This window comes from Niallia sp. FSL K6-0212, assembly GCF_038007605.1.
Lineage (GTDB): Bacteria > Bacillota > Bacilli > Bacillales > Cytobacillaceae > Niallia > Niallia circulans.
Map to the genome: position 1 here is coordinate 1,311,759 of NZ_JBBOXL010000001.1, position 21,432 is coordinate 1,333,190.

The window sequence follows — 21,432 nt, forward strand, 5'->3', positions numbered from 1 at the left end:
AATGGAAACCATTATTTTTATTAGTATGATCATCATTACTGTTTTTTTTGAAGCAGCTATGCCTTTTCTAGTACGAAAAACAGTTGTATTTGGGGTAACCATTCCCAACAAACAAGTAAATAATCCGCAAATTTCAACCTATAAAAGACGATATTCTCTCTTCGTTATCGTTCCTTCTCTTATTGGGATTATAGCTTATTATATTTGGCAAGCTGCGAATAATATTCAAGCAGATCAAGTAGCGATTGGTGGAACCGTTTTGCTGTTTGCTATTTTGTTTTGGAGCTTAAGTCTCTACTTTTACTTTCACGGAAAAATGATGGCACTAAAAGCAGAGAATAAGTGGGAGGAGGAGCTAAAAGAAATAAATGTAACAGAAATTGGAGTTAGACAAAAGGATGAGATGCTCCCGTGGTATGTATTTCTTATTCCAATAATTATTACGGTAGGATTTTTGATCTTTACGGCAACACAGTATCATTTATTACCAGCGGAAATACCTGTACACTGGGGATTGTCTGGAAAAGCTGATCGATTTACGAAGAAGACGCCTATATCTGGTGTGTCCATGCTATTGATTTTACTGGTTATGCAGATTATGTTCTTAAGTATAAACAGCGCCACTAAAAAATCAGGGATTAAAATAAGTGCCAATAATAAACAAGCATCTAAGCTTAGACAGCTAAAGTATCGCAAATATACAAGCTGGTTCTTTCTTCTTACGTCTATTGCTATAACGGTTCCTATCATATTGTTACAATTAACAATTTTATACGATAATATCTTCAGTGATCACTTAGTCTTTCTTATTCCAATTATTATTACCTTATCTTTATTAATTGGAGCAATTTTCTTTACGATTAAATTAGAAAGATTAAATCGCGGAGCGGAGGGAGAAGAACAGGACACCAAAGAAATCTCATCTTTTGATGGAGATAGCTATTGGAAAGGTGGTTTATTTTATTTTAATAAAAGCGATCCTTCTATTTTTGTGGAGAAGCGTTTTGGTGTTGGCTGGACATTAAACTTTGCTAATCCAATTGGGTATGTCATTGTTTTTCTACCAATGCTTATTATTATCTTGATAAGCATTATGTAATAAGGGGATTTGTTTTTAGGCGTGGCTGGGAAAAAACAAAATATATAATGGATAAAGATGAACAACCTCTAATTTAGTTGTGAAACCAATTCGTTCCATTACGCTACAGACACTCTATGCGCCGAGGAGGCTTGGCGCTCGCCCCATGGGAAGCGAAGTGTATTCAGTCTGCGGGTGATTACCACAACCTCTCTTTCATAAAATAGATAAAAGCCTCGGACAATTATACGAATTTTGTTTGCGTATAATTGTTCGGGGTTAAATTTGACTTAAACACTTATGTCCCCCTCCTCTTTTTATGTTAATTTATGGAAAAAGTGTTATGTGCAAGGATACATCTTCCATCTAACTATGCTATAATACTAGCGAAAGTAATTATGGAAGGAGCTAGACATGTGAAGACTTCGCAATCAAATGTCTGGTTTAAAGGCGCTTTTATTCTCATGATAGCTGCCTTAATAACTAAAGTACTAAGTGCTGTATATCGAATACCGTTTCAAAATATTGTTGGTGATAAAGGCTTTTATATCTATCAGCAAGTTTATCCCTTTTATGGGGTAATTATTGCTTTATCTACATATGGTTTTCCAGTCGTACTATCAAAATTGTATATGGAAATGAAAGTAGAGGGGAATCAATCAGGTATAAATAGACTTGTGAGTTCCTCTTTTTTCTTATTTGTTCCCATTGGCATGATAGCTTTTCTAGCTCTATTTTTTAATGCAGGAAGACTTGCCTCTTGGATGGGAGATCCTCATCTGGCATCCTTAATGAAAGTTATTTCTTTTGCGTTTCTGTTTTCCCCTTTGATTGCTATTTTGAGAGGGATTTTCCAAGGGGAAGGAAATATGATTCCGACAGCAGTTTCACAGGTGGGCGAACAATTAATCAGAGTAGGGATTATTCTGTTCGTCGCTGTGTTTTTTTCTTATCAAGGTTACTCCTTATATGCCATTGGGGCAGGTGCTATGTTTGGCTCTGTTGTCGGAGGCTTACTCTCCTTGTTCGTCTTAATTTATTTTTATAGGAAATCCGCCCTTTCTTTTTCGCTTTTTCACTTTTCGCTTCTTTTTGAAAAGGAGAATCGTATTCTTTGTAAAAGAGTAATATATGAGGGCATAACTATTTCTATTAGTAGTATGCTTTTAGTGTTATTGCAATTAGCAGATTCATTGAATTTATATTCCTTATTAATGGAAAATGGCATGGCTGATGAAAAGGCCAAAGTGATGAAAGGAATTTATGATAGAGGGCAGCCGCTCATACAAATTGGAAGTATCATTTCTACTTCGATGGCTTTAAGTATTGTCCCGCTTATTACAAAGAATCGCCAAAAGACAAGTAAGAGGGATCTTATGAGAAATATCCATTTCTCTCTTTTAGTCAGTTTTTTTATTGGACTTGGAGCGACTGTAGGGCTAATTGGGATTATTCGAGAGACAAACAGCATGCTGTTTAAGAATGATGCCGGTTCAGAAGTGCTTACTGTTCTGTTTTTTGTAATATTCCTTAATGCTATTATTGCAACGATAATGGCCGTTCTTCAAGGCTTAGGGCAATCTTTCTATCCAGCCCTTTTGATTGTATTAGGTTTTATAGGGAAGTATGTTCTTAACATTGTGCTCATTCCTGCCTTTGGGATAGATGGAGCAGCCTATGCATCGCTTATTGTATTATCTATCATTCTAATTTTAATGGCAGTAAAATTGAAAAAAATAGTCAAAGAACCGCTTATTAGTTTAAAACAGATAATGATTATAAGTGGTGCGAGTCTAGTTATGTTACTTGTACTGAGAGGATATATACCACTTACTTCTATACTGCTTGAAGGGATCGAGCATGACCGGATTAAAAGCGCTATTCAAGCAGTATCCGGGGTAGTAATAGGTGGAATAATATATGTGGCAATCGTGTTGCGAGGAAATGTTTTTAAAGAAAAGGAATTATCATTATTACCATTAGGAAGTAAACTAAAATGGTTTTTACCGAAAAAAGGAAGGAAATAAAATGAGTCAAATAAAAATTATTGGATTAGGAGCTGGGGATATAGACCAGCTGCCGTTAGGTGTCTATCGCAGCTTAATTGATGACAATAAAACTGTATATGTCCGGACGAAGGATCATCCCGTTATCTCAACGCTTAAGCAAGAGGGAATAACCTTTTATTCCTTTGATTCTATTTATGAAAAACATAATCAATTTGAAGCCGTATATGAGGAGATTGTTGAATTCCTTTTAGAAAAAGCAAAAGAGATGGATATTGTCTATGCTGTTCCAGGTCACCCGCTTGTTGCAGAGAAAACAGTACAACTCTTAATAGAAAAAGATAAAGAAGGAATTGCCTCTATCGAAATTGCTGGGGGTCAAAGCTTTTTAGACAGTATTTTTCAGGCATTGCGAATTGATCCAATTGAGGGTTTTCAGCTGCTAGACGGAACTGCTCTTAATCGAGCAAGTATTCAGCTTAGAAATCATTTGATTATTGGCCAGGTATATGATACTTTTTCTGCATCCGAAGTGAAGTTAACCTTAATGGATATGCTGCCATATGATTATCCAATTAAGATTGTCACTGCAGCGGGAAGCAGTCTAGAAAAGATAAAAGAAATAGAGCTGCATGAGTTGGATAGAGAGGTAGATTTAAATAATTTAACAAGCATATATGTGCCTCCTGTTCAGGAAGAAAAATTCTTATATAAAGAATTTTCTCAACTGAGGCAGATAATAGCAGAGCTTCGTGGACCAAATGGCTGCCCATGGGATAAAAAGCAAACCCATGAAAGCTTACGGAAATATTTACTGGAAGAAAGCTATGAATTAATTGAAGCCATTAATGAAGGAGATATTGACCACATTATTGAAGAGCTTGGAGACGTGTTATTGCAAGTGATGCTTCATAGTCAAATCGGAGAAGATGAGGGTTATTTTTCTATTGATGATGTATTGGAAGGGATTTCCGATAAAATGATTCGTAGACATCCACATGTATTTGGAGAAGAACAAGCAGATTCTGTTGATGATGTGATGAAACATTGGCAAAATGCGAAAAAACAAGAAGCGAAAACGGACAGGGAGTCTGTTTTAGAGGGAATAAATAGTGCGTTGCCTAACTTAATGCAAGCTTATGAACTGCAAAAAAGAGCGGCAAAGATAGGATTTGATTGGCCGAATGTAGAAGGAGCTTGGGAAAAGGTAAAAGAGGAAATTCTGGAGTTTCAAGAGGAATTAAAAGAGGTTAATAATAATGAACAAATAGAAAGTGAATTTGGTGATATTTTGTTTTCGCTTGTAAATATTGCTAGGTTTTATAAAGTGGATCCAGAATTAGCCATCTTCCGGACAAATAAAAAGTTTATACAGCGCTTTTCTTATATAGAAGAAAGGGTAAAAGAGTCTGGGAAGGAATGGAGCCAAATGAATTTAGAAGAATTAGACCAATTTTGGAATGAAGCAAAGAAAAAATAACAATATGAAGGAGCTATTAGGATGAGACTGGATAAATTCTTGAAAATTTCGCGCTTAATTAAACGAAGAACATTGGCAAAGGAAGTTGCGGATCAAGGAAGAATTTTAGTGAATGGACAGCAGGCGAAAGCAAGCACAAATGTGAAGGTCGGCGATGAGCTGCAGGTTCGTTTTGGGCAAAAGCTAGTTACAGCTAAGGTGGAAATGTTGCAGGAATCCACGAAAAAAGAAGATGCTGCCAATATGTATAAAATAATTAAAGAAGAAACACTTTCTTAAGTTTAGTAATCGATATAGATGGCAATAAACAAAGTAGGGTTATTTTCTTCGCTTATAAGGCTTGTTCTAAAATAAGGATTCCTCACATATATTTGTACAAGTAGAGATTGTACTAATGGATTGTGAGGGATAATGATGAGCCAATATCATGAATCAAATATGACCAAAAGTAATACTGTAGACCATGATGTGATTATGAGAGGAAGAAAGCTGCTTGATATTACGGGTGTAAAGCAAGTAGAGAGTTTTGATAACGAAGAATTTATATTAGAAACAGTAATGGGATTTTTATCTATTCGCGGTCAAAATCTGCAAATGAAAAACCTTGATGTAGAAAAGGGAATCGTCTCTATTAAAGGTAAGGTATTTGATTTAGTTTATGTGGATGATCAAAGTGGAGATAAGGCTAAGGGATTCTTTAGCAAGATATTCCGATGACACTATCTACACAATTTATGACCATGCTGGCAATGGTTAGCATGGGTCTATTCTTTGGAATAAGTTTAGATACATATCAATACTTCTTGAAAAGGCCAAAAAGGAAAAGAAGTATTGTTTTTATCCATGATATCCTTTTTTGGGTTTTGCAAGCTCTTCTTATGTTTTATGTTCTTTTTCTAGTAAACAAAGGAGAAGTTCGCATTTACTTGGCTTTAGCATTGCTATTAGGTTTTGCTATGTACAAAAGTTTATTTCAAACTCTTTACCTTCAATTATTAAAAGGAATTATTTCTTTTTGTGTCCATGCTTATCGTTTTCTCCTTAGAATAGGTGTAAATATTGTATATAAGCCAATTAAATCTATCATTTTCTTCCTTTTGTCGATAATAATTGCTCTAGGTAAGGGACTTATGGCACTTGTCAATGGTATAATTAGGACATTAAGATTTATCATAGGAATACTCTTTAAACCAATTGAATGGCTTTTATCCCTGCTGTGGCTAATTGTGCCGAAAAAGGGTAAATTATTCGTCGAGAGAATTTTTAATAAATTGGCAGGATATTACTTTGAAATAAAGAACTATTTGAAACAATGGATGGCTAAAAGAAAAAAATAATGGAAAGGAGGAGCCTCATATGAGTGCCATAAGAAAACCAGATGTTACAACATTTCCAACAGAATATAATTTACAGCATCAAGCTAATAGTCTTAGTGGAGCTAGAAAGAAAAAGCTATTGATGCGCAGGCTGACAACGTTCTTTGTATGTGCTGCTGTTATTGGCTTTATCATGATTTCCACACTCATATCACAAAGCTCCACTTTAAAAGAGAAAAGAGCAGAGAAAGAAAAGTTAGATGGACAACTTGTTGCATTAGAAAAGAAAGAGGCAGACCTAAAAGACCAAATTGCTAAGTTAAATGATGAAGAGTATTTAGCTAAATTAGCAAGGAAAGACTTATTACTTTCAAAAAAAGGGGAAATTATTTTTAATATCCCTGAAAAAGATGTAAAAAATACAACTGGAAAATAATAAGGTCAGCAGTAATATTGACACTCTTTTTTTCCATTCTGTATAATATAAGTAAGTACGATTTTTTATATCCTTAAGGAGGCAAAACTTTTTTATGTCAATCGAAGTAGGCAGCAAGTTACAAGGAAAGGTAACAGGAATTACTAATTTTGGTGCGTTTGTTGAGCTCCCAGAAGGCGCAACAGGTCTTGTTCATATTAGTGAGGTCGCAGACAATTATGTAAAAGACATTAATGATCACTTAAAAGTAGGCGATGAAGTCGAAGTGAAAGTGATTAATGTCGAGAAAGACGGAAAAATTGGACTATCTATTAAGAAAGCAAAAGATAGACCAGAAAGACCCGAGAGACCAGAAAGACCACAATACGAACGCGGAGAAAGAAGAGAATCAAGAGGCGGCTATTCCGGAGGGAATTCTCAAAGGTCACGTAATGCAAAATCAAATGAAAATCGTGCTCCTAAGGAGAATTTCGAATCGAAAATGGCTCGTTTCTTAAAAGACAGTGAAGATCGATTAGCTTCTCTGAAACGAAATACTGAGTCGAAACGCGGGGGAAGAGGCGCTAGACGAGGGTAACTTGCTGCTGAATAACCAAATAGATAGCAGGGTTTATCGTTTATATATTCCCATAGCTTAGGCAAGCCAATTTGGCTTGCTTTTTATATTTTTATAGGAAGTTTGTCTGTTCAGCTATGCAGTAAAAAAGAATACAAAAAAACCACGTAAATTTTTTTACGTGGTTTTTTGGATAGCGGCGGAGGGGATCGAACCCCCGACCTCACGGGTATGAACCGTACGCTCTAGCCAGCTGAGCTACACCGCCATAATATTAACAAGACAATTAATATAATACAAATAAATAATCGCAATGTCAATAGATTTTAGACATTTATTTAATAGGGTAGTTTAATGTATGTTTAAGCACTTGTTAATGAGTAGAAAGACCAAAAAGCATATTGCATGAAATGACAAAAACAAGCAAGAAATATAAAAAAAGTGACAGTAGAAAAGACCATTTATATTAAGCTTGTCTGTTGATAAGGCTCACTAATTATAAAGTAACTACTTTTTCCTGGATAGAAGGAATCTATCGAATTTTGTATTTCCATAAAAAATTGGAGGAAAGAAGTCGAGCGAAAGATTGGAACTGCTTCGTTATTTTGACAAACTTTTAAATATCTACCTTCTATAATGTGGAGCAACGATACTTGTTAGGGAGTGTGGTTTATGGAGAAAGTGGAAAGGGATATAATCGATCCGATTGGTGAAGTTGATTTTGGGAAGTCACGGGATAGCTTCAGTTCATTAGTTCATAAATTTTATACAAAAGTAGAAAACTTCTTTTTAGTAAAGGGCTTTTTACTATTAATTCTCGGTTTTTTACTTGGACGAGCCTTAATATTAGGACAACTTACTCCTTTTGCTCTTCCATTTTTTGCAGCAGTATATCTATCAAGGAAAGATAAAGCACCACTCGCGCTTATTGGATTAATAGCCGGTGCTGCTACTTTAGGGGTAACAGAGGCAGCTTCTAATTTTGTCTTGTCTTTCTTCTTTTTGATTAGCTATAAAATCATTTTAAATTGGAAAAATAAAGAGCAGCAACTTGTACCATTATTTGTGTTTGGACTAGTCTTTTTAGGCAGCTTAGTGAAAGCCTATCTTTTAACAAATGGTTTTACACTGTATGGTGGAATGTTAGCGTTTGTAGAAGGAAGTCTTGGCTATATACTTACATTAATTTTTTTACAAAGTCTGCCGTTACTCACGGTCAATAAAAGAAGACAAGCCCTTAAAACAGAAGAAATTGTCTGTCTTATCATTATGCTAGCTTCTATTATGACTGGAACAATTGGCTGGGCTGTTTATGGCTTATCGATTGAACATATTATGTCTCGTTATTTAGTTCTCCTCTTTTCCTTTATTGCAGGGGCCACTATTGGCTCGACTGTTGGCGTTGTTACCGGATTAATTTTTAGTCTTGCAAGCATCTCTAGCTTCTATCATATGAGCTTATTGGCTTTTTCTGGTCTTCTAGGTGGATTGCTGAAAGAAGGAAAGAAAATCGGTGTAGCACTTGGTTTATTTATTGCTACTCTCCTTATTGGCATGTATGGAGAAGGTGGGGGCGTCCTATCTGTTTCATTGATGGAAACAACTATAGCTGTTTTCCTATTTCTTATGACACCGAGAAGTTTAACCTCACGCATAGCAAAGCATATACCAGGAACAGCAGAATATTCCCAAGAACAACAGCAATATATGAGAAAAATGAGAGATGTAACAGCTCAAAGAGTATCTCAGTTTTCCAATGTATTTCAAGCACTCTCTAAAAGTTTTTCTCCCACAAATATAAGTGAAATGATAGAGGAAGAAGACAAGGAGCTAGACTACTTTTTAAGCAATGTGACAGAAAAGACGTGTCAGACATGTTTTCGTAAAGAACATTGCTGGGCACGTAACTTTAATACAACCTATGACTATATGAAAGATATTATGACTGAAATGGCTGATACTGGTGGGAATATTTCCTCTAGCCTTCAAAGGGAGTGGGATAAGCATTGTACAAGGTCGAAGAAGGTGACAGATGCAATCCATCAAGAATTGACATTGTATCAGGCAAATCAAAAATTAAAAAAACAAGTACAGGAAAGCAGAAAATTAGTTGCAGATCAATTGCTCGGTGTTTCTGAGGTAATGGGTGATTTTGCGAAAGAAATTCAAAGAGAAAGAGAAAATCACTACAAGCAGGAGGAATTAATCCTAGAAGCTATTCAAGAGTTTGGCATTCATATTGAAAATGTTGAAATATACAGCTTGGAACAAGGAAATGTAGATATCGATATCACTATTCCATACAATACAGGCTACGGAGAATGTGAAAAACTAATTGCACCAATGCTATCCGATATTCTTGGCGAGACCATTATTGTAAATAAAGAGGAGGTTTCTGAGTATTCCAAAGACTATAGTCATGCAACATTCCGGTCAGCAAAAGCTTATACAATAGAGACTGGTGTTGCGCATGCAGCAAAGGATGGCGGGTTTATTTCGGGAGATAGCTACTCTACTATTGAACTAGGTTTAGGTAAATACGCTATGGCAATTAGTGATGGAATGGGGAATGGGAAGCGGGCACATGTAGAAAGTGAAGAGACCCTTCAATTATTGCAAAAAATTCTGCAATCAGGGATTGAAGAACAAGTAGCGATAAAATCAATTAATTCTATTCTTTCTTTGCGAACAACGGATGAAATTTTTTCCACACTGGATTTAGCAATGATTGATCTCCAAAACGCAGCAGTCAAATTTCTGAAAATTGGCTCTACACCTAGTTTCATCAAAAGAGGGTCAAAGGTTATGAAAATACAGGCAAGTAATTTGCCAATGGGAATCCTGCAAGAATTTGATGTGGATGTTGTGAGTGAACAATTAAAGGCTGGAGATCTTCTCATTATGATGAGTGATGGTGTGTTTGAAGGACCAAAACATGTTGAAAACTTTGAGATTTGGATGAAGAGAAAAATTAAGGAATTAAAAACAGAGAACCCTCAAGAGGTAGCAGATTTAATTATGGAGGAGGTTATCCGCTCCCGCTTAGGGTTAATTGAAGACGACATGACCGTATTAGTTGCGAAAATCGACCATAATATTCCAAAGTGGGCGTCCATTCCAGTAAAAGGCTTTAAGCAAATTGCAAACTAAATTTGTCAGTTTAAAATGGTCCTTCTAGTTCTATAAAAATTTAAATGGACTAACATTCAGTAGGAGAAAAATACTGTTTGTTAGTTTTTTATTATACTAATCTGTTTATCCTTCAGAACAGGTATAAATACTTCTCTTTTCGTCGAGAATGGGACTAACTCATAAAGATGGAGGGGAGATATTTATGAAAACAGGTACGTTAAAGCAGATTTTGCTTATCACAGATGGATGTTCTAATAAAGGAGAAGATCCTGTCGCAATGGCAGCATTAGCAAATGAACAAGGAATTACAGTAAATGTTATTGGGGTAATGGAACAAGATACAATTGATGAGCAGGGGATGAAAGAAATTGAAGGCATTGCACTCTCTGGAGGCGGTGTTAGTCAAGTGGTTTATGCACAGCAGTTAAGTCAGACTGTCCAAATGGTAACAAAAAAGGCGATGACCCAAACACTCCAAGGGGTAGTAAATAAAGAGCTTCAGCAAATATTAGGTTCCTCTAAGACGATGGAGGATCTTCCTCCCGAAAAAAGAGGAGAGGTAATGGAGGTTGTGGACGAACTGGGGGAAACTGTTGAGCTGGAAGTGCTAGTATTACTAGATACAAGCGCTAGTATGAAACATAAACTACCAACTGTAAAAGAAGCTTTGCTTGATCTATCTTTAAGCTTGAATGCTCGATCTGGCGAGAATCGCTACTCTGTGTTTGTATTTCCCGGGAAAAAGAAAGATGTCGAAAAATTAATGGATTGGACACCTCGTCTTGAATCTTTAACAAGTATCTTTCCAAAGTTATCGACAGGAGGCATTACACCAACAGGTCCAGCTTTAAAGGAAGCCATTCGTTACTTTAAGCATAAGCGCTCATTAAGGAGCTTGATTTCAAGTGATGATGAATACATCGAAGAGTCAATTTAAAATAAATAGTGGAACAGTAATAAAAGGAAAGTGGCATAACAAGCAATATACAATCTTAAAGGAACTTGGCTATGGAGCGAATGGGACAGTTTTTTTAGCAGATTCCAAAATAGGAAGAGTTGCTTTGAAATTAAGCAACAACAGTGTATCTATAACTTCTGAAGTAAATGTTTTGAAATCCTTCGCAAAGGTCCAAGGTTATAGCCTTGGACCTTCTTTAATAGATGTAGATGATTGGGTAACAAATAGAGGAACTATTTCTTTTTATGTAATGGAGTATATTAATGGACCTGATTTACTAACCTTTATCCATAATAAGGAAGACTTATGGATCGATGTGCTAATGATCCAATTATTAAAGGACTTACAAAATCTTCATGAAAATAATTGGGTGTTTGGAGATTTAAAACCAGAAAACCTGATTATTACAGGACCTCCAACGAGAATTAGATGTATTGATGTAGGGGGGACAACCATAAAAGGGAGAGCGATTAAAGAATTTACCGAGTTCTTTGATAGAGGATACTGGGGGGCAGGCACAAGAAAGGCAGAGCCAAGCTATGATTTGTTTGCTGTTGCGATGATTATACTGAATCTTTATTATCCAAAGCGCTTTAATAAAAAAGAGGGCGGGATCAAACAGCTGCATATGATGATTCGACAAAAGCAGGAATTAATGCGTTTCGAGGGGATTCTACTAAATGCGTTAACAGGAAAATATCTATCTGCAAAAGAAATGCGATTAGATTATTTAAAATTAACAAGTGGAGAATCAAAAAAAACAAGTAGAAGCACGATAACAGCTGGAACGAATAGAAGTAAAGCTCGCCAAGCGAACATTCAACCTGCTCCATCTGCTCAAACAAGAAGTAAATTGGTTAAAAAGAAGAAAAAGGCAGGATGGGCTGAATCTATACTCATCATTATCCTTATCTCTATTTGTTATATTTTGTATATATATGGTCAATTAACTTGAAAAGAGGATTTTCAGCAATTTTTAGAGAATAGTCTTTGGTATCACTTTTAAAAAAGTGATATCCTTGACTATAGTAACTACAACCTCTGATGAAAAAGTAATAACATCAAGGCCGGTAGAATAGTGATAGTGATAAGGAAGTAATGAAAAATGTTTGAGGATCAAATTTTAAATTACCTGCAAGGAAAAAATATGAACCTAGAAGGTAAGAAAATCTTGGTTGGAGTTTCTGGAGGACCAGATTCTTTAGCGCTTCTTCATTTTTTATGGACAAAACAAGAAGAATGGAAAATCAAGGTTTTTGCTGGACATGTGGATCATATGTTTAGAGGGGAGGAGTCGCTCGATGAAGCTGAGTTTGTAAAATCGTTCTGTGAAGAAAGAAACATTCCTTTTTCTTGGGAGCGAATAGATTTACCAGCATTTATCCAAAAAACAGGAATGAATTCACAAAAAGCAGCAAGAGAATGCAGGTATTCCTTCTATGAAAAAGTAATGAAAAGGCATAACTTAGATTACTTAGCGTTAGGTCATCATGGAGATGACCAAATAGAAACTATCTTAATGCGATTAACGAGAGGAAGTTTAGGGAAAGCAAGGGCTGGAATTCCTTTTATGCGTCCTTTTGGTACAGGGAAAATTATTCGTCCCTTTTTATGTTTAGAAAGGGAAGACATTGAGGAATATTGTAAAGTACATAATCTTAATCCAAGAAGAGATCCAAGCAATGAAAAAGATACCTATAGCCGCAATAGATACAGAAAACACGTTGTGCCCTTTTTAAAAAAAGAAAATATTCATGCGGCGAAGCATTTTCAACGGTTTAGTGAAGAATTAACAGACGATGAAACCTATTTAATGAAGCAGGCTGAAGAAAAGCTTTCTGATGTAATGGTTGAAAAAAAGGCTGCGGAAGTAGTAGTTGATATTAATCGTTTTCTTTTAATAGCTATTCCTTTACAAAGAAGATGTATTCAACTAATATTAAATTATCTCTATGACGAGATACCTATTTCATTATCCGCATTACATACTGAGCAAATGATGATATTACTTAAGAGTCCTCATTCTTCTGGAAATATTGATCTCCCGAATGGTTTGAAAGTGAAAAAGTCGTATCATTTTCTTCATTTTCAACTTAATTTTTCTCCAGCACAATCCTTTTATTATGAATTATCAAAAATGGGAGAGTTATTATTACCAAATGGGTACAATATTAAGGTAGAATATATAGACGGTGAAACGATTATTGATGACCATTGTATTCTTTTGGATGCATCTTCTATTTCCTTTCCTCTTATTATCCGTACTAGAAGAGATGGCGATAGAATTCATTTGAAAGGGATGGTTGGAAGGAAAAAAGTGAACCGTATTTTTATCGATGAAAAGATTCCAATCCATAAGAGGGAGAATTGGCCGATCGTTACGGATAGCAAAGGTGAAATTCTTTGGATTCCAGGACTAAAAAAATCGATATATTCTCATAGTAATACGAATAGTGGTAGTAATCTATTAATAACATATAAAAAGCAATGATCTTCTAGGGGGCACACAAGAAATGAAACACGATATTGAAAAAATATTGATATCTGAAGAGGAAATACAAGGTAAAATCAAAGATTTGGCATTTCAGCTTACAGAGGAATATCAAGATAAATTTCCTTTGGCAATTGGAGTATTAAAAGGTGCTATGCCCTTTATGGCAGATCTTTTAAAGCGCGTGGATACATACCTTGAAATGGATTTTATGGATGTGTCAAGCTACGGTAATTCTACTGTATCTTCTGGAGAAGTAAAAATCTTAAAAGATTTGGATACTTCTGTGGAAGGAAGAGACATACTAATTATCGAGGACATTATTGATAGTGGTTTAACTTTAAGCTATCTTGTAGAGTTGTTCCGTTATCGTAAAGCAAAATCAATCAAAATTGTGACACTTCTTGATAAACCAACTGGTAGAAAGACAGATCTTAAAGCTGATTATGTAGGATTTATCGTACCAGACGCTTTTGTTGTTGGCTATGGATTAGACTACGCGGAAAGGTATCGAAATCTACCATATATTGGTGTTTTAAAACCGGAAGTTTATACGAGTGACAGTGAATAAGTACATGAAAAGAGGAATTCTAGCCCGGAGAGGGTAATTCCTTGAATTTACTTAATTTTCTATGTTACTATACTCTATAGTTTGTTTACCGTGGGAGGAGGTAAGGGATGAACCGTATTTTTCGTAATACCATTTTTTATTTATTAATATTTTTAGTAATTATCGGTGTGGTTAGTTTTTTCAATGGAAATAATCAGCCTACCAAGCAATTAACATATACTGAATTAATAAATCACCTTGATGCTGGTGATGTTGCCGAAATAACGCAGCAGCCTGAAAGAGGTGTCCTTGAAATACGCGGGAAATTAAAAGGCTATAAAGAAAATGAAACGTTTGTTTCCTATGTAACTAATAATGAAACAAATGCTCAAGTGATCTTAAAGGCTGCTACAGAAGGTTCCAAAATCGATGTCAAGCCTGCACAAGAAACAAGTGGATGGATCACATTCTTTACTTCAATTATTCCGTTTGTGATTATTTTTATCTTATTTTTCTTCTTGTTAAATCAAGCCCAAGGTGGCGGCGGCGGCCGTGTAATGAACTTTGGTAAGAGTAAAGCAAAACTGTACAATGAAGAAAAGAAAAAGGTTCGCTTTAATGATGTAGCGGGCGCAGATGAAGAAAAGCAAGAGCTGGTAGAAGTGGTGGAATTCTTAAAAGATCCACGGAAATTTGCTGAGCTAGGTGCTAGAATACCAAAAGGTGTCCTGCTTAATGGACCTCCAGGAACAGGTAAAACATTACTTGCTAGAGCTGTAGCGGGAGAAGCTGGTGTACCTTTCTTCTCTATCAGTGGTTCTGACTTCGTGGAAATGTTTGTTGGGGTAGGGGCTTCTCGAGTTCGTGATTTATTTGAAAATGCGAAGAAAAATGCTCCTTGTATTATCTTTATTGATGAAATCGATGCTGTAGGTCGTCAGCGTGGCGCTGGTTTAGGCGGAGGACACGATGAACGTGAACAAACGTTAAACCAACTATTAGTTGAAATGGATGGATTCGGTGCAAATGAAGGGATTATTATCATTGCTGCTACAAACCGTCCTGATATTCTTGACCCTGCATTGTTACGTCCAGGTCGTTTTGACCGACAAATTACGGTAGATAGACCAGATGTTAATGGTCGTGAGGCGGTATTACGTGTACATGCTCGTAATAAGCCGTTAGATGAGTCTGTTAATTTAAAAAGCATCGCTCAACGTACTCCAGGATTCTCTGGTGCGGATTTAGAAAACCTTCTAAATGAAGCTGCACTTGTTGCAGCGAGAGCGGATAAAAAGAAAATCGACATGGAAGACATGGATGAAGCGACAGATCGTGTTATTGCTGGACCTTCCAAGAAAAGTCGTGTTATTTCCAAAAAAGAAAGAAACATTGTTTCTTACCATGAAGCTGGACATACGATTATTGGTGTTGTATTAGATGAGGCGGATATGGTTCATAAAGTAACAATCGTACCTAGAGGCCAAGCTGGTGGATATGCAGTTATGCTTCCTAAGGAAGATCGTTTCTTAATGACGAAACAAGAGCTTCTTGATAAGATTACTGGATTACTTGGCGGTCGTGTTGCTGAGGATATCGTATTTGGGGAAGTAAGTACTGGAGCTCATAATGATTTCCAACGAGCTACAGGTATTGCCCGTAAAATGGTAACAGAATATGGAATGAGTGATAAACTTGGACCATTACAATTTGGTCAAGCGCAAAGTCAAGTATTCCTAGGTCGTGACTTAAATAATGAACAAAATTATTCAGATGCAATTGCATATGACATTGATTTAGAGATTCAACGAATTATAAAAGAATGTTACGAAAGAGCAAAACAAATTCTTACAGAAAACCGTGAGAAGTTGAACTTAATCGCTGAAACACTTCTTGAAATTGAAACGTTGGATGCAGAACAAATCAATAGCTTATACAAAGATGGTGTCTTGCCTGACCGTACGAAAAAGGCCGATACTACCTTAGGCACGGAAGATCTAAAAGTAAATATTAACAAAAAAGATGATAACGAGTAATCGTTGGAAAAAGATGCGCTTTCGAGCGTGTCTTTTTTTTGTCAAAACCTTTACAACCGTATCTTTTCGAAGCAGTCATTGCTTTAGGCTTTGTCTCTTTCTGGTTGTATGTTATGATATTTCCAGTATTGGATAGACTCTAGGTATAGCTTTCCTAAGTAAATAAAGTGATACGAGATAATGACGGGAAAATGAAATTAATAAAAAGTGGTGACTATAATGATTTTTGTCTTTGATATTGGAAATACAAATATAGTATTAGGTGTTTATGATAAAGAAGAATTAAAGCATCATTGGAGAATTGAAACAAATCGTTATAAAACGGAAGATGAATATGGTATGATCATTAAATCCCTATTTGATCATGTCGGTTTAACGTTTTCAGATATTGATGGAATAATTATTTCTTCCGTTGTTCCTCCAATTATGTTTTCTTTAGAAAGAATGTGTCAAAAGTATTTTCACTTAAAACCGTTAGTTGTGGGTCCAGGAACAAAAACGGGACTAAACATAAAATATGATAATCCTAAGGAAGTCGGAGCTGATCGAATTGTTAATGCAGTTGCGGCTATTCATGAATATGGGAGCCCGTTGATTATTGTTGATTTCGGGACTGCTACAACATTTTGTTATATAAATGAGCAAAAGCAATACATGGGTGGAGCGATAGCGCCTGGTATTAATATTGCGACAGAGGCATTGTATTCAAAAGCGGCCAAATTACCGCGTATTGAAATTGCAAGACCAGAAGGAGTAATTGGTAAAAATACCGTTTCAGCTATGCAGTCAGGAATTCTTTTTGGGTATGTAGGCCAGGTGGAAGGCATTGTGAAAAGGATGAAGGCAGAAAGCAATTTACAACCAAAGGTTATTGCTACAGGTGGATTAGCGAACCTTATTGCAAAAGAGTCAAATATTATTGATGAAGTAGACCCATTTCTTACTTTAAAAGGGTTACAGCTTATTTATAAGAAGAATAAGGATACACTAAAATAAAATATGTTTAAACGGAACTTTCATTCCGTTCATTAACTGATTAAAGATAAGGAGTAAACAATGAGCGATTATTTAGTAAAAGCGTTAGCGTTTAATGGTGAAGTTCGTGCGTATGCAGTCAGAAGTACAGAAACAGTAGGAGAAGGACAAAGAAGACATCATACTTGGCCAACAGCATCAGCTGCTCTAGGAAGATCATTAACAGCTACAGCAATGCTAGGAGCTATGCTAAAGGGAGATCAAAAACTAACAGTGAAAATCGATGGCGGTGGTCCGATTGGTCTTATCCTAGTAGACGGAAATGCTAAAGGGGAAGTACGCGGCTACGTTACTAACCCGCAAGTTCATTTCGATTTAAATGAACATGGAAAATTAGATGTTAAACGAGCTGTAGGAACAGAGGGCACACTATCTGTTGTAAAGGATATTGGAATGCGTGATTACTTCACTGGACAGGTGCCGATTGTTTCTGGAGAGCTTGGAGAAGATTTTACTTATTACTTGTTTAATTCAGAACAGGTGCCTTCCTCTGTTGGAGTAGGAGTTTTAGTAAACCCAGATAACAGCATTTTAGCTGCTGGCGGTTTCATTATTCAATTAATGCCTGGAGCGAAAGATGAAACGATTACAAAGATTGAACAAAGATTAAGTGAAATTCCGCCCATTTCGAAATTAATTGAAAAAGGTTTAACGCCAGAAGAGCTTTTAGAAGAAATTTGCGGAAAAGATAATGTGAAAATAATTGAAAATATGCCAATTTCCTTTACATGCACATGTTCGAAAGAAAGATTTTCAAGTGCAATTATTAGTTTAGGTCAAGCAGAAATCGAAGATATTATCAACACAGACGGACAAGCCGAAGCAGAATGCCATTTTTGTAATGAGAAATATCTGTTTACAAAGGATGAGCTAGAAACATTATTAGAAGAAGCAAAATAGTTATTAGACACCTGCAGAATTGGGATTCATTATCCCTTGCAGGTGTTTTTTATGAAGAATGTTTTCCGTTTTTGTAATGGGGTGGAGATGATGTGGTCGGTTAAAAAAGGAAATTTTTGTCTGGAAGTCCAATAGCTTGGTTGAAAAACAAATTTGGTTTATATACTCAACGATTTGGCTCATACTTCCATGTGTTTAACCACTTTGTCCCTGATTTAAGTAAAAACTTCGACAGAAAAGAACTAATGATTAATTTTTCCGAAAATACAAACATATCGATTGACAAACAAAGGAGGTATTTGGTAAATTAATATTATAAAACCAATTAAAATACTCGGAATAAAGATAAGGGGAGATAGAAAATGTCAAGAATCGCAAATTCTGTAGTAGATCTTATCGGTGGCACACCCATTGTTAAATTAAATCGTTTAGTGGACGATTCAAGTGCAGATGTTTATTTGAAGTTAGAATATATGAATCCAGGAAGCAGTGTAAAAGACCGAATTGCGCTTGCGATGATTGAAGCTGCGGAAAAAAGCGGGGATTTAAAACCAGGCAGTACGATTATTGAACCAACAAGTGGAAATACTGGTATTGGCCTTGCGATGGTTGCTGCGGCAAAAGGTTACCGTGCGATTTTAGTTATGCCTGAAACGATGAGTGTGGAACGTCGACGACTATTGAAAGCTTACGGTGCTGAATTAGTATTAACTCCTGGACCAGAGGGCATGGGTGGAGCTATTCGTAAAGCGGAAGAATTAGCAAAAGAAAATGGTTACTTTATTCCGCAGCAGTTTAAAAATATCTCTAATCCTGAAGTACATAGATTAACAACTGGACCTGAAATTGTGGAGGCCTTTGGTGAGGAAGGCTTAGATGCGTTTATTGCTGGTATCGGTACAGGTGGAACCATTACTGGTGCTGGGGAAGTACTAAAAGAAAAATATAGCGATATTAAAATATATGCAGTAGAACCTGCTGATTCTCCTGTACTTTCAGGTGGAAAACCAGGACCGCATAAAATCCAAGGTATCGGTGCTGGATTTGTTCCGGAAATTTTAAATAGTGAAGTTTATGACGGTATTATTAAGGTTACAAATGAAGACGCTTTTGAATATGCTCGTCGTGCAGGGAAAGAAGAAGGCGTATTAGGTGGAATTTCTTCTGGTGCGGCTATTTATGCAGCATTACAAGTTGCAAAAGAGCTAGGAAAAGGTAAAAAAGTACTTGCAATTATCCCAAGTAATGGAGAACGTTACCTAAGCACACCTCTTTATCAATTTGATGAAGAATAAGGATAAAAATCAGCCTTGGAAATAGGCCTCCTTTGAAAAGGGGGCTTTTTGTTTTTTTTGATTAAAAAACTCCTGTTATGCAGCTATCTGACAAATAGGTGATTTTTTTGTATTTCTCTCGGTACATCTTGTATGATGAGAACAGATAAAAGATAAGGAGCGAAGTCTGTTTGAAAAATTACAAAGTATATAGTAAGACTATTCCTCTATCATATGACCAGTTTTTTAGGCGCTTTTTAACCCTTGCTGAAGATAAGTCCCATTATGTTCTATTAGAAAGTGGACGTGGTGGCAGGTATAGTATTGGCGGAATTTCACCTATAGTGAAAATGATAGGCAGAAATAATGGTTTAGAAGTGATAGACGGAAAAGGAACTGTACGAATCGAAGGAAATCCCCTTCATTCTATAAAAGAAGTGATGAATAAGTATGTTGTAGAGACTAATCCAGAGCTGCCAGATTTCCAAGGTGGAGCGATAGGATTCATTAGTTATGATTATATCCGTTATATTGAAAAAATCCCCAACCTGACGACAGATGATATGGAAATACCAGATGTTTTCTTTTTGTTATTCGAAGAATGGTTTACTTATGATCATAAAGAAAATAAATTATGGATTTCAGCCTTATATGAAGAAAATCAGTTAGCGATGATTCAAGATAAAGTAGAATCCTATATGCTAGGCTGGATAGATGAAGAGAAGGAAGAGATAGTTCAAGGACATGCAGAGAAATCGTCAGAATTAAAAGTATCGATGGAAGACAATGAATTTCAACAATCTGTCCGCAGAATTCAGAACTATATTTCTGAAGGAGATGTGTTTCAGGTTAACTTGTCAGTTCGGCAGGCTAAACCACTGCATGTATCTGCGCTTGATGTCTACCAGCAGCTAAGAGTTTTAAATCCTTCTCCCTATATGGGGTATTTTCATACACCTGAATTTCAGCTAGTTAGTGGATCACCAGAATTACTAGTTAAAAAGAAGGGAAAGGACGTAAGTACAAGACCTATAGCAGGAACAAGGTCCCGTGGGAGAGATGAAGCAGAGGATTCAGAGCTTGCTCGTGAATTAATCGAGAGTGAAAAGGAAAGAGCAGAGCATGTAATGTTAGTAGACCTTGAAAGAAATGATTTAGGGAGAGTATGTGCGTACGGAAGTGTTCGAGTAGACGAATTTATGGTAATAGAAAAGTATTCTCATGTTATGCATATTGTGTCTAATGTAAAAGGGCAGCTTGCGGACAATAAAGATGAGTATGATCTTATTGATAGTATGTTTCCTGGTGGAACCATTACGGGTGCGCCAAAGATAAGAACAATGGAAATTATTGAGGAACTAGAACCGGTGCGACGAGGCCCATATACCGGTTCATTAGGATGGATTGGTTTTAACCATGATATAGAATTGAATATTATGATCAGAACTATGTTGGTGAAGGAAAACCAAGCATATGTACAAGCAGGTGCGGGGATTGTAATTGATTCTATTCCTGCAAATGAATATAAAGAATCGATGAAAAAGGCCAGAGCGTTATGGAATGCAAAAGAATTAGCAGAAGAGAAATTAGGTGATGGCAATTGATTTATATGATTGATAATTATGATTCCTTCACCTATAATCTAGTCCAATACTTAGGTTCATTAGGGCAGGAACTGCAAGTGAAAAGAAATGATGAGACTTCTATCGAGGAGATTAAAGGGGAAAAGCCAATGTACTTAATGGTTTCTCCTGGACCATGTACGCCCAATGATGCAGGTATTAGTTTGGAAGCGATTCGTACTTTTGCTGGTGAAATACCGATTTTTGGTGTGTGCCTTGGTCATCAAGCAATTGGACAGGTTTTTGGAGGAGAGGTTGTGAAAGCGACCAATTTAATGCACGGAAAGACATCCCTTATTTATCATGATAATCAAACAATTTTTCATGGTTTACCTAATCCCTTCCCAGCTACGCGCTATCATTCGCTGATTGTAAAAAAGGAATCATTGCCAAAGTGTTTAGAGATCTCTGCTTGGACGGAAGAAGGAGAGATTATGGGGCTTAGACATAAAGAACTTCCTATCGAAGGAGTTCAGTTTCATCCAGAATCTATCATGACTAAGGCTGGGATGGAAATCTTACATAATTTTATCCAATTTTATCAAAAAGGAACTAAGTAGAA

19 protein-coding genes and 1 tRNA gene are annotated in these 21,432 nt (G+C 36.2%); 19 read left to right on the forward strand and 1 reads right to left on the reverse strand.

Features of this window, described 5'->3' with window-relative positions:
• Position 1 precedes the first annotated feature (1 nt).
• The 8 genes from MHH96_RS06030 (at position 2) to MHH96_RS06065 (ending at position 6,893) form a co-directional block, all read left to right on the forward strand.
• On the forward strand, positions 2 to 1,099 hold the full coding sequence (locus MHH96_RS06030; RefSeq protein ID WP_047944377.1) for a DUF1648 domain-containing protein: 1,098 nt from the start codon (positions 2 to 4) through the stop codon (positions 1,097 to 1,099).
• Between the two features lie 395 nt (positions 1,100 to 1,494).
• Positions 1,495 to 3,105 carry a putative polysaccharide biosynthesis protein gene (locus tag MHH96_RS06035; RefSeq protein ID WP_082138432.1) on the forward strand — a complete coding sequence of 537 codons (1,611 nt, stop codon included), beginning with the start codon at positions 1,495 to 1,497 and terminating at the stop codon, positions 3,103 to 3,105.
• A gap of 1 nt (position 3,106) precedes the next feature.
• Complete coding sequence (mazG, locus tag MHH96_RS06040; RefSeq protein ID WP_047944380.1) at positions 3,107 to 4,564, forward strand: nucleoside triphosphate pyrophosphohydrolase; 1,458 nt, start codon at positions 3,107 to 3,109, stop codon at positions 4,562 to 4,564.
• Between the two features lie 21 nt (positions 4,565 to 4,585).
• Positions 4,586 to 4,843, forward strand: coding sequence for an RNA-binding S4 domain-containing protein (locus tag MHH96_RS06045; RefSeq protein ID WP_016204747.1), 258 nt, complete (start codon positions 4,586 to 4,588; stop codon positions 4,841 to 4,843).
• Positions 4,844 to 4,978: 135 nt separating this feature from the next.
• Positions 4,979 to 5,281, forward strand: coding sequence for a sporulation protein YabP (gene yabP, locus MHH96_RS06050; RefSeq protein WP_047944382.1), 303 nt, complete (start codon positions 4,979 to 4,981; stop codon positions 5,279 to 5,281).
• Positions 5,278 to 5,901 (forward strand): spore cortex biosynthesis protein YabQ, encoded by a 624-nt coding sequence (gene yabQ, locus MHH96_RS06055; protein WP_047944383.1) that lies wholly within the window; start codon positions 5,278 to 5,280, stop codon positions 5,899 to 5,901. Before yabP ends, yabQ begins: the two co-directional genes overlap by 4 nt.
• Before the next feature lie 19 nt (positions 5,902 to 5,920).
• Entirely contained in the window at positions 5,921 to 6,316 is a 396-nt protein-coding gene (locus MHH96_RS06060; protein WP_047944384.1) for an FtsB family cell division protein, read from the forward strand.
• Between the two features lie 94 nt (positions 6,317 to 6,410).
• The gene (locus MHH96_RS06065) at positions 6,411 to 6,893 is read left to right on the forward strand and encodes a S1 domain-containing RNA-binding protein (protein ID WP_047944385.1); all 483 of its coding nucleotides are present in this window, start codon (positions 6,411 to 6,413) and stop codon (positions 6,891 to 6,893) included.
• Between the two features lie 173 nt (positions 6,894 to 7,066).
• On the opposite strand, the gene MHH96_RS06070 is transcribed toward MHH96_RS06065, so the two are convergent.
• Positions 7,067 to 7,140: transfer RNA gene (locus tag MHH96_RS06070), tRNA-Met, on the reverse strand.
• A gap of 404 nt (positions 7,141 to 7,544) precedes the next feature.
• Here MHH96_RS06070 and spoIIE point away from each other — a divergent pair.
• The 11 genes from spoIIE to pabA all read left to right on the forward strand — a co-directional run bounded on the left by spoIIE (position 7,545) and on the right by pabA (position 21,430).
• A complete protein-coding gene (gene spoIIE, locus MHH96_RS06075; protein ID WP_047944387.1) occupies positions 7,545 to 10,022 on the forward strand; it encodes a stage II sporulation protein E in 2,478 nt (825 codons plus the stop codon).
• 184 nt (positions 10,023 to 10,206) lie between these two features.
• Entirely contained in the window at positions 10,207 to 10,941 is a 735-nt protein-coding gene (locus MHH96_RS06080; RefSeq protein ID WP_047944388.1) for a vWA domain-containing protein, read from the forward strand.
• Entirely contained in the window at positions 10,910 to 11,917 is a 1,008-nt protein-coding gene (locus MHH96_RS06085; RefSeq protein WP_328283079.1) for a serine/threonine-protein kinase, read from the forward strand. Before MHH96_RS06080 ends, MHH96_RS06085 begins: the two co-directional genes overlap by 32 nt.
• Before the next feature lie 150 nt (positions 11,918 to 12,067).
• Positions 12,068 to 13,453 carry a tRNA lysidine(34) synthetase TilS gene (tilS, locus tag MHH96_RS06090; protein WP_047944391.1) on the forward strand — a complete coding sequence of 462 codons (1,386 nt, stop codon included), beginning with the start codon at positions 12,068 to 12,070 and terminating at the stop codon, positions 13,451 to 13,453.
• Between the two features lie 22 nt (positions 13,454 to 13,475).
• On the forward strand, positions 13,476 to 14,024 hold the full coding sequence (hpt, locus tag MHH96_RS06095; protein WP_047944392.1) for a hypoxanthine phosphoribosyltransferase: 549 nt from the start codon (positions 13,476 to 13,478) through the stop codon (positions 14,022 to 14,024).
• Between the two features lie 107 nt (positions 14,025 to 14,131).
• On the forward strand, positions 14,132 to 16,039 hold the full coding sequence (ftsH, locus tag MHH96_RS06100; protein ID WP_047944393.1) for an ATP-dependent zinc metalloprotease FtsH: 1,908 nt from the start codon (positions 14,132 to 14,134) through the stop codon (positions 16,037 to 16,039).
• Positions 16,040 to 16,258: 219 nt separating this feature from the next.
• On the forward strand, positions 16,259 to 17,035 hold the full coding sequence (locus tag MHH96_RS06105) for a type III pantothenate kinase (protein ID WP_047944396.1): 777 nt from the start codon (positions 16,259 to 16,261) through the stop codon (positions 17,033 to 17,035).
• 60 nt (positions 17,036 to 17,095) lie between these two features.
• Positions 17,096 to 17,974, forward strand: a complete 879-nt coding sequence (hslO, locus tag MHH96_RS06110; RefSeq protein ID WP_047944397.1) for an Hsp33 family molecular chaperone HslO — start codon at positions 17,096 to 17,098, stop codon at positions 17,972 to 17,974.
• A gap of 362 nt (positions 17,975 to 18,336) precedes the next feature.
• On the forward strand, positions 18,337 to 19,269 hold the full coding sequence (gene cysK, locus MHH96_RS06115) for a cysteine synthase A (RefSeq protein ID WP_047944399.1): 933 nt from the start codon (positions 18,337 to 18,339) through the stop codon (positions 19,267 to 19,269).
• A 170-nt stretch (positions 19,270 to 19,439) separates the two neighbouring features.
• A complete protein-coding gene (locus MHH96_RS06120) occupies positions 19,440 to 20,852 on the forward strand; it encodes an anthranilate synthase component I family protein (RefSeq protein WP_047944400.1) in 1,413 nt (470 codons plus the stop codon).
• Complete coding sequence (gene pabA / locus MHH96_RS06125; protein WP_047944401.1) at positions 20,849 to 21,430, forward strand: aminodeoxychorismate/anthranilate synthase component II; 582 nt, start codon at positions 20,849 to 20,851, stop codon at positions 21,428 to 21,430. Before MHH96_RS06120 ends, pabA begins: the two co-directional genes overlap by 4 nt.
• Positions 21,431 to 21,432: the final 2 nt, after the last annotated feature.

Coding starts and splice junctions, on each gene's coding strand:
- MHH96_RS06030 (WP_047944377.1), top strand. CDS start 2: ATGGAAACCATTATTTTTATTAGTATGATCATCATTACTGTTTTTTTT.
- mazG (WP_047944380.1), top strand. CDS start 3,107: ATGAGTCAAATAAAAATTATTGGATTAGGAGCTGGGGATATAGACCAG.
- MHH96_RS06045 (WP_016204747.1), top strand. CDS start 4,586: ATGAGACTGGATAAATTCTTGAAAATTTCGCGCTTAATTAAACGAAGA.
- yabP (WP_047944382.1), top strand. CDS start 4,979: ATGAGCCAATATCATGAATCAAATATGACCAAAAGTAATACTGTAGAC.
- yabQ (WP_047944383.1), top strand. CDS start 5,278: ATGACACTATCTACACAATTTATGACCATGCTGGCAATGGTTAGCATG.
- MHH96_RS06060 (WP_047944384.1), top strand. CDS start 5,921: ATGAGTGCCATAAGAAAACCAGATGTTACAACATTTCCAACAGAATAT.
- MHH96_RS06065 (WP_047944385.1), top strand. CDS start 6,411: ATGTCAATCGAAGTAGGCAGCAAGTTACAAGGAAAGGTAACAGGAATT.
- spoIIE (WP_047944387.1), top strand. CDS start 7,545: ATGGAGAAAGTGGAAAGGGATATAATCGATCCGATTGGTGAAGTTGAT.
- MHH96_RS06080 (WP_047944388.1), top strand. CDS start 10,207: ATGAAAACAGGTACGTTAAAGCAGATTTTGCTTATCACAGATGGATGT.
- tilS (WP_047944391.1), top strand. CDS start 12,068: ATGTTTGAGGATCAAATTTTAAATTACCTGCAAGGAAAAAATATGAAC.
- hpt (WP_047944392.1), top strand. CDS start 13,476: ATGAAACACGATATTGAAAAAATATTGATATCTGAAGAGGAAATACAA.
- ftsH (WP_047944393.1), top strand. CDS start 14,132: ATGAACCGTATTTTTCGTAATACCATTTTTTATTTATTAATATTTTTA.
- MHH96_RS06105 (WP_047944396.1), top strand. CDS start 16,259: ATGATTTTTGTCTTTGATATTGGAAATACAAATATAGTATTAGGTGTT.
- hslO (WP_047944397.1), top strand. CDS start 17,096: ATGAGCGATTATTTAGTAAAAGCGTTAGCGTTTAATGGTGAAGTTCGT.
- cysK (WP_047944399.1), top strand. CDS start 18,337: ATGTCAAGAATCGCAAATTCTGTAGTAGATCTTATCGGTGGCACACCC.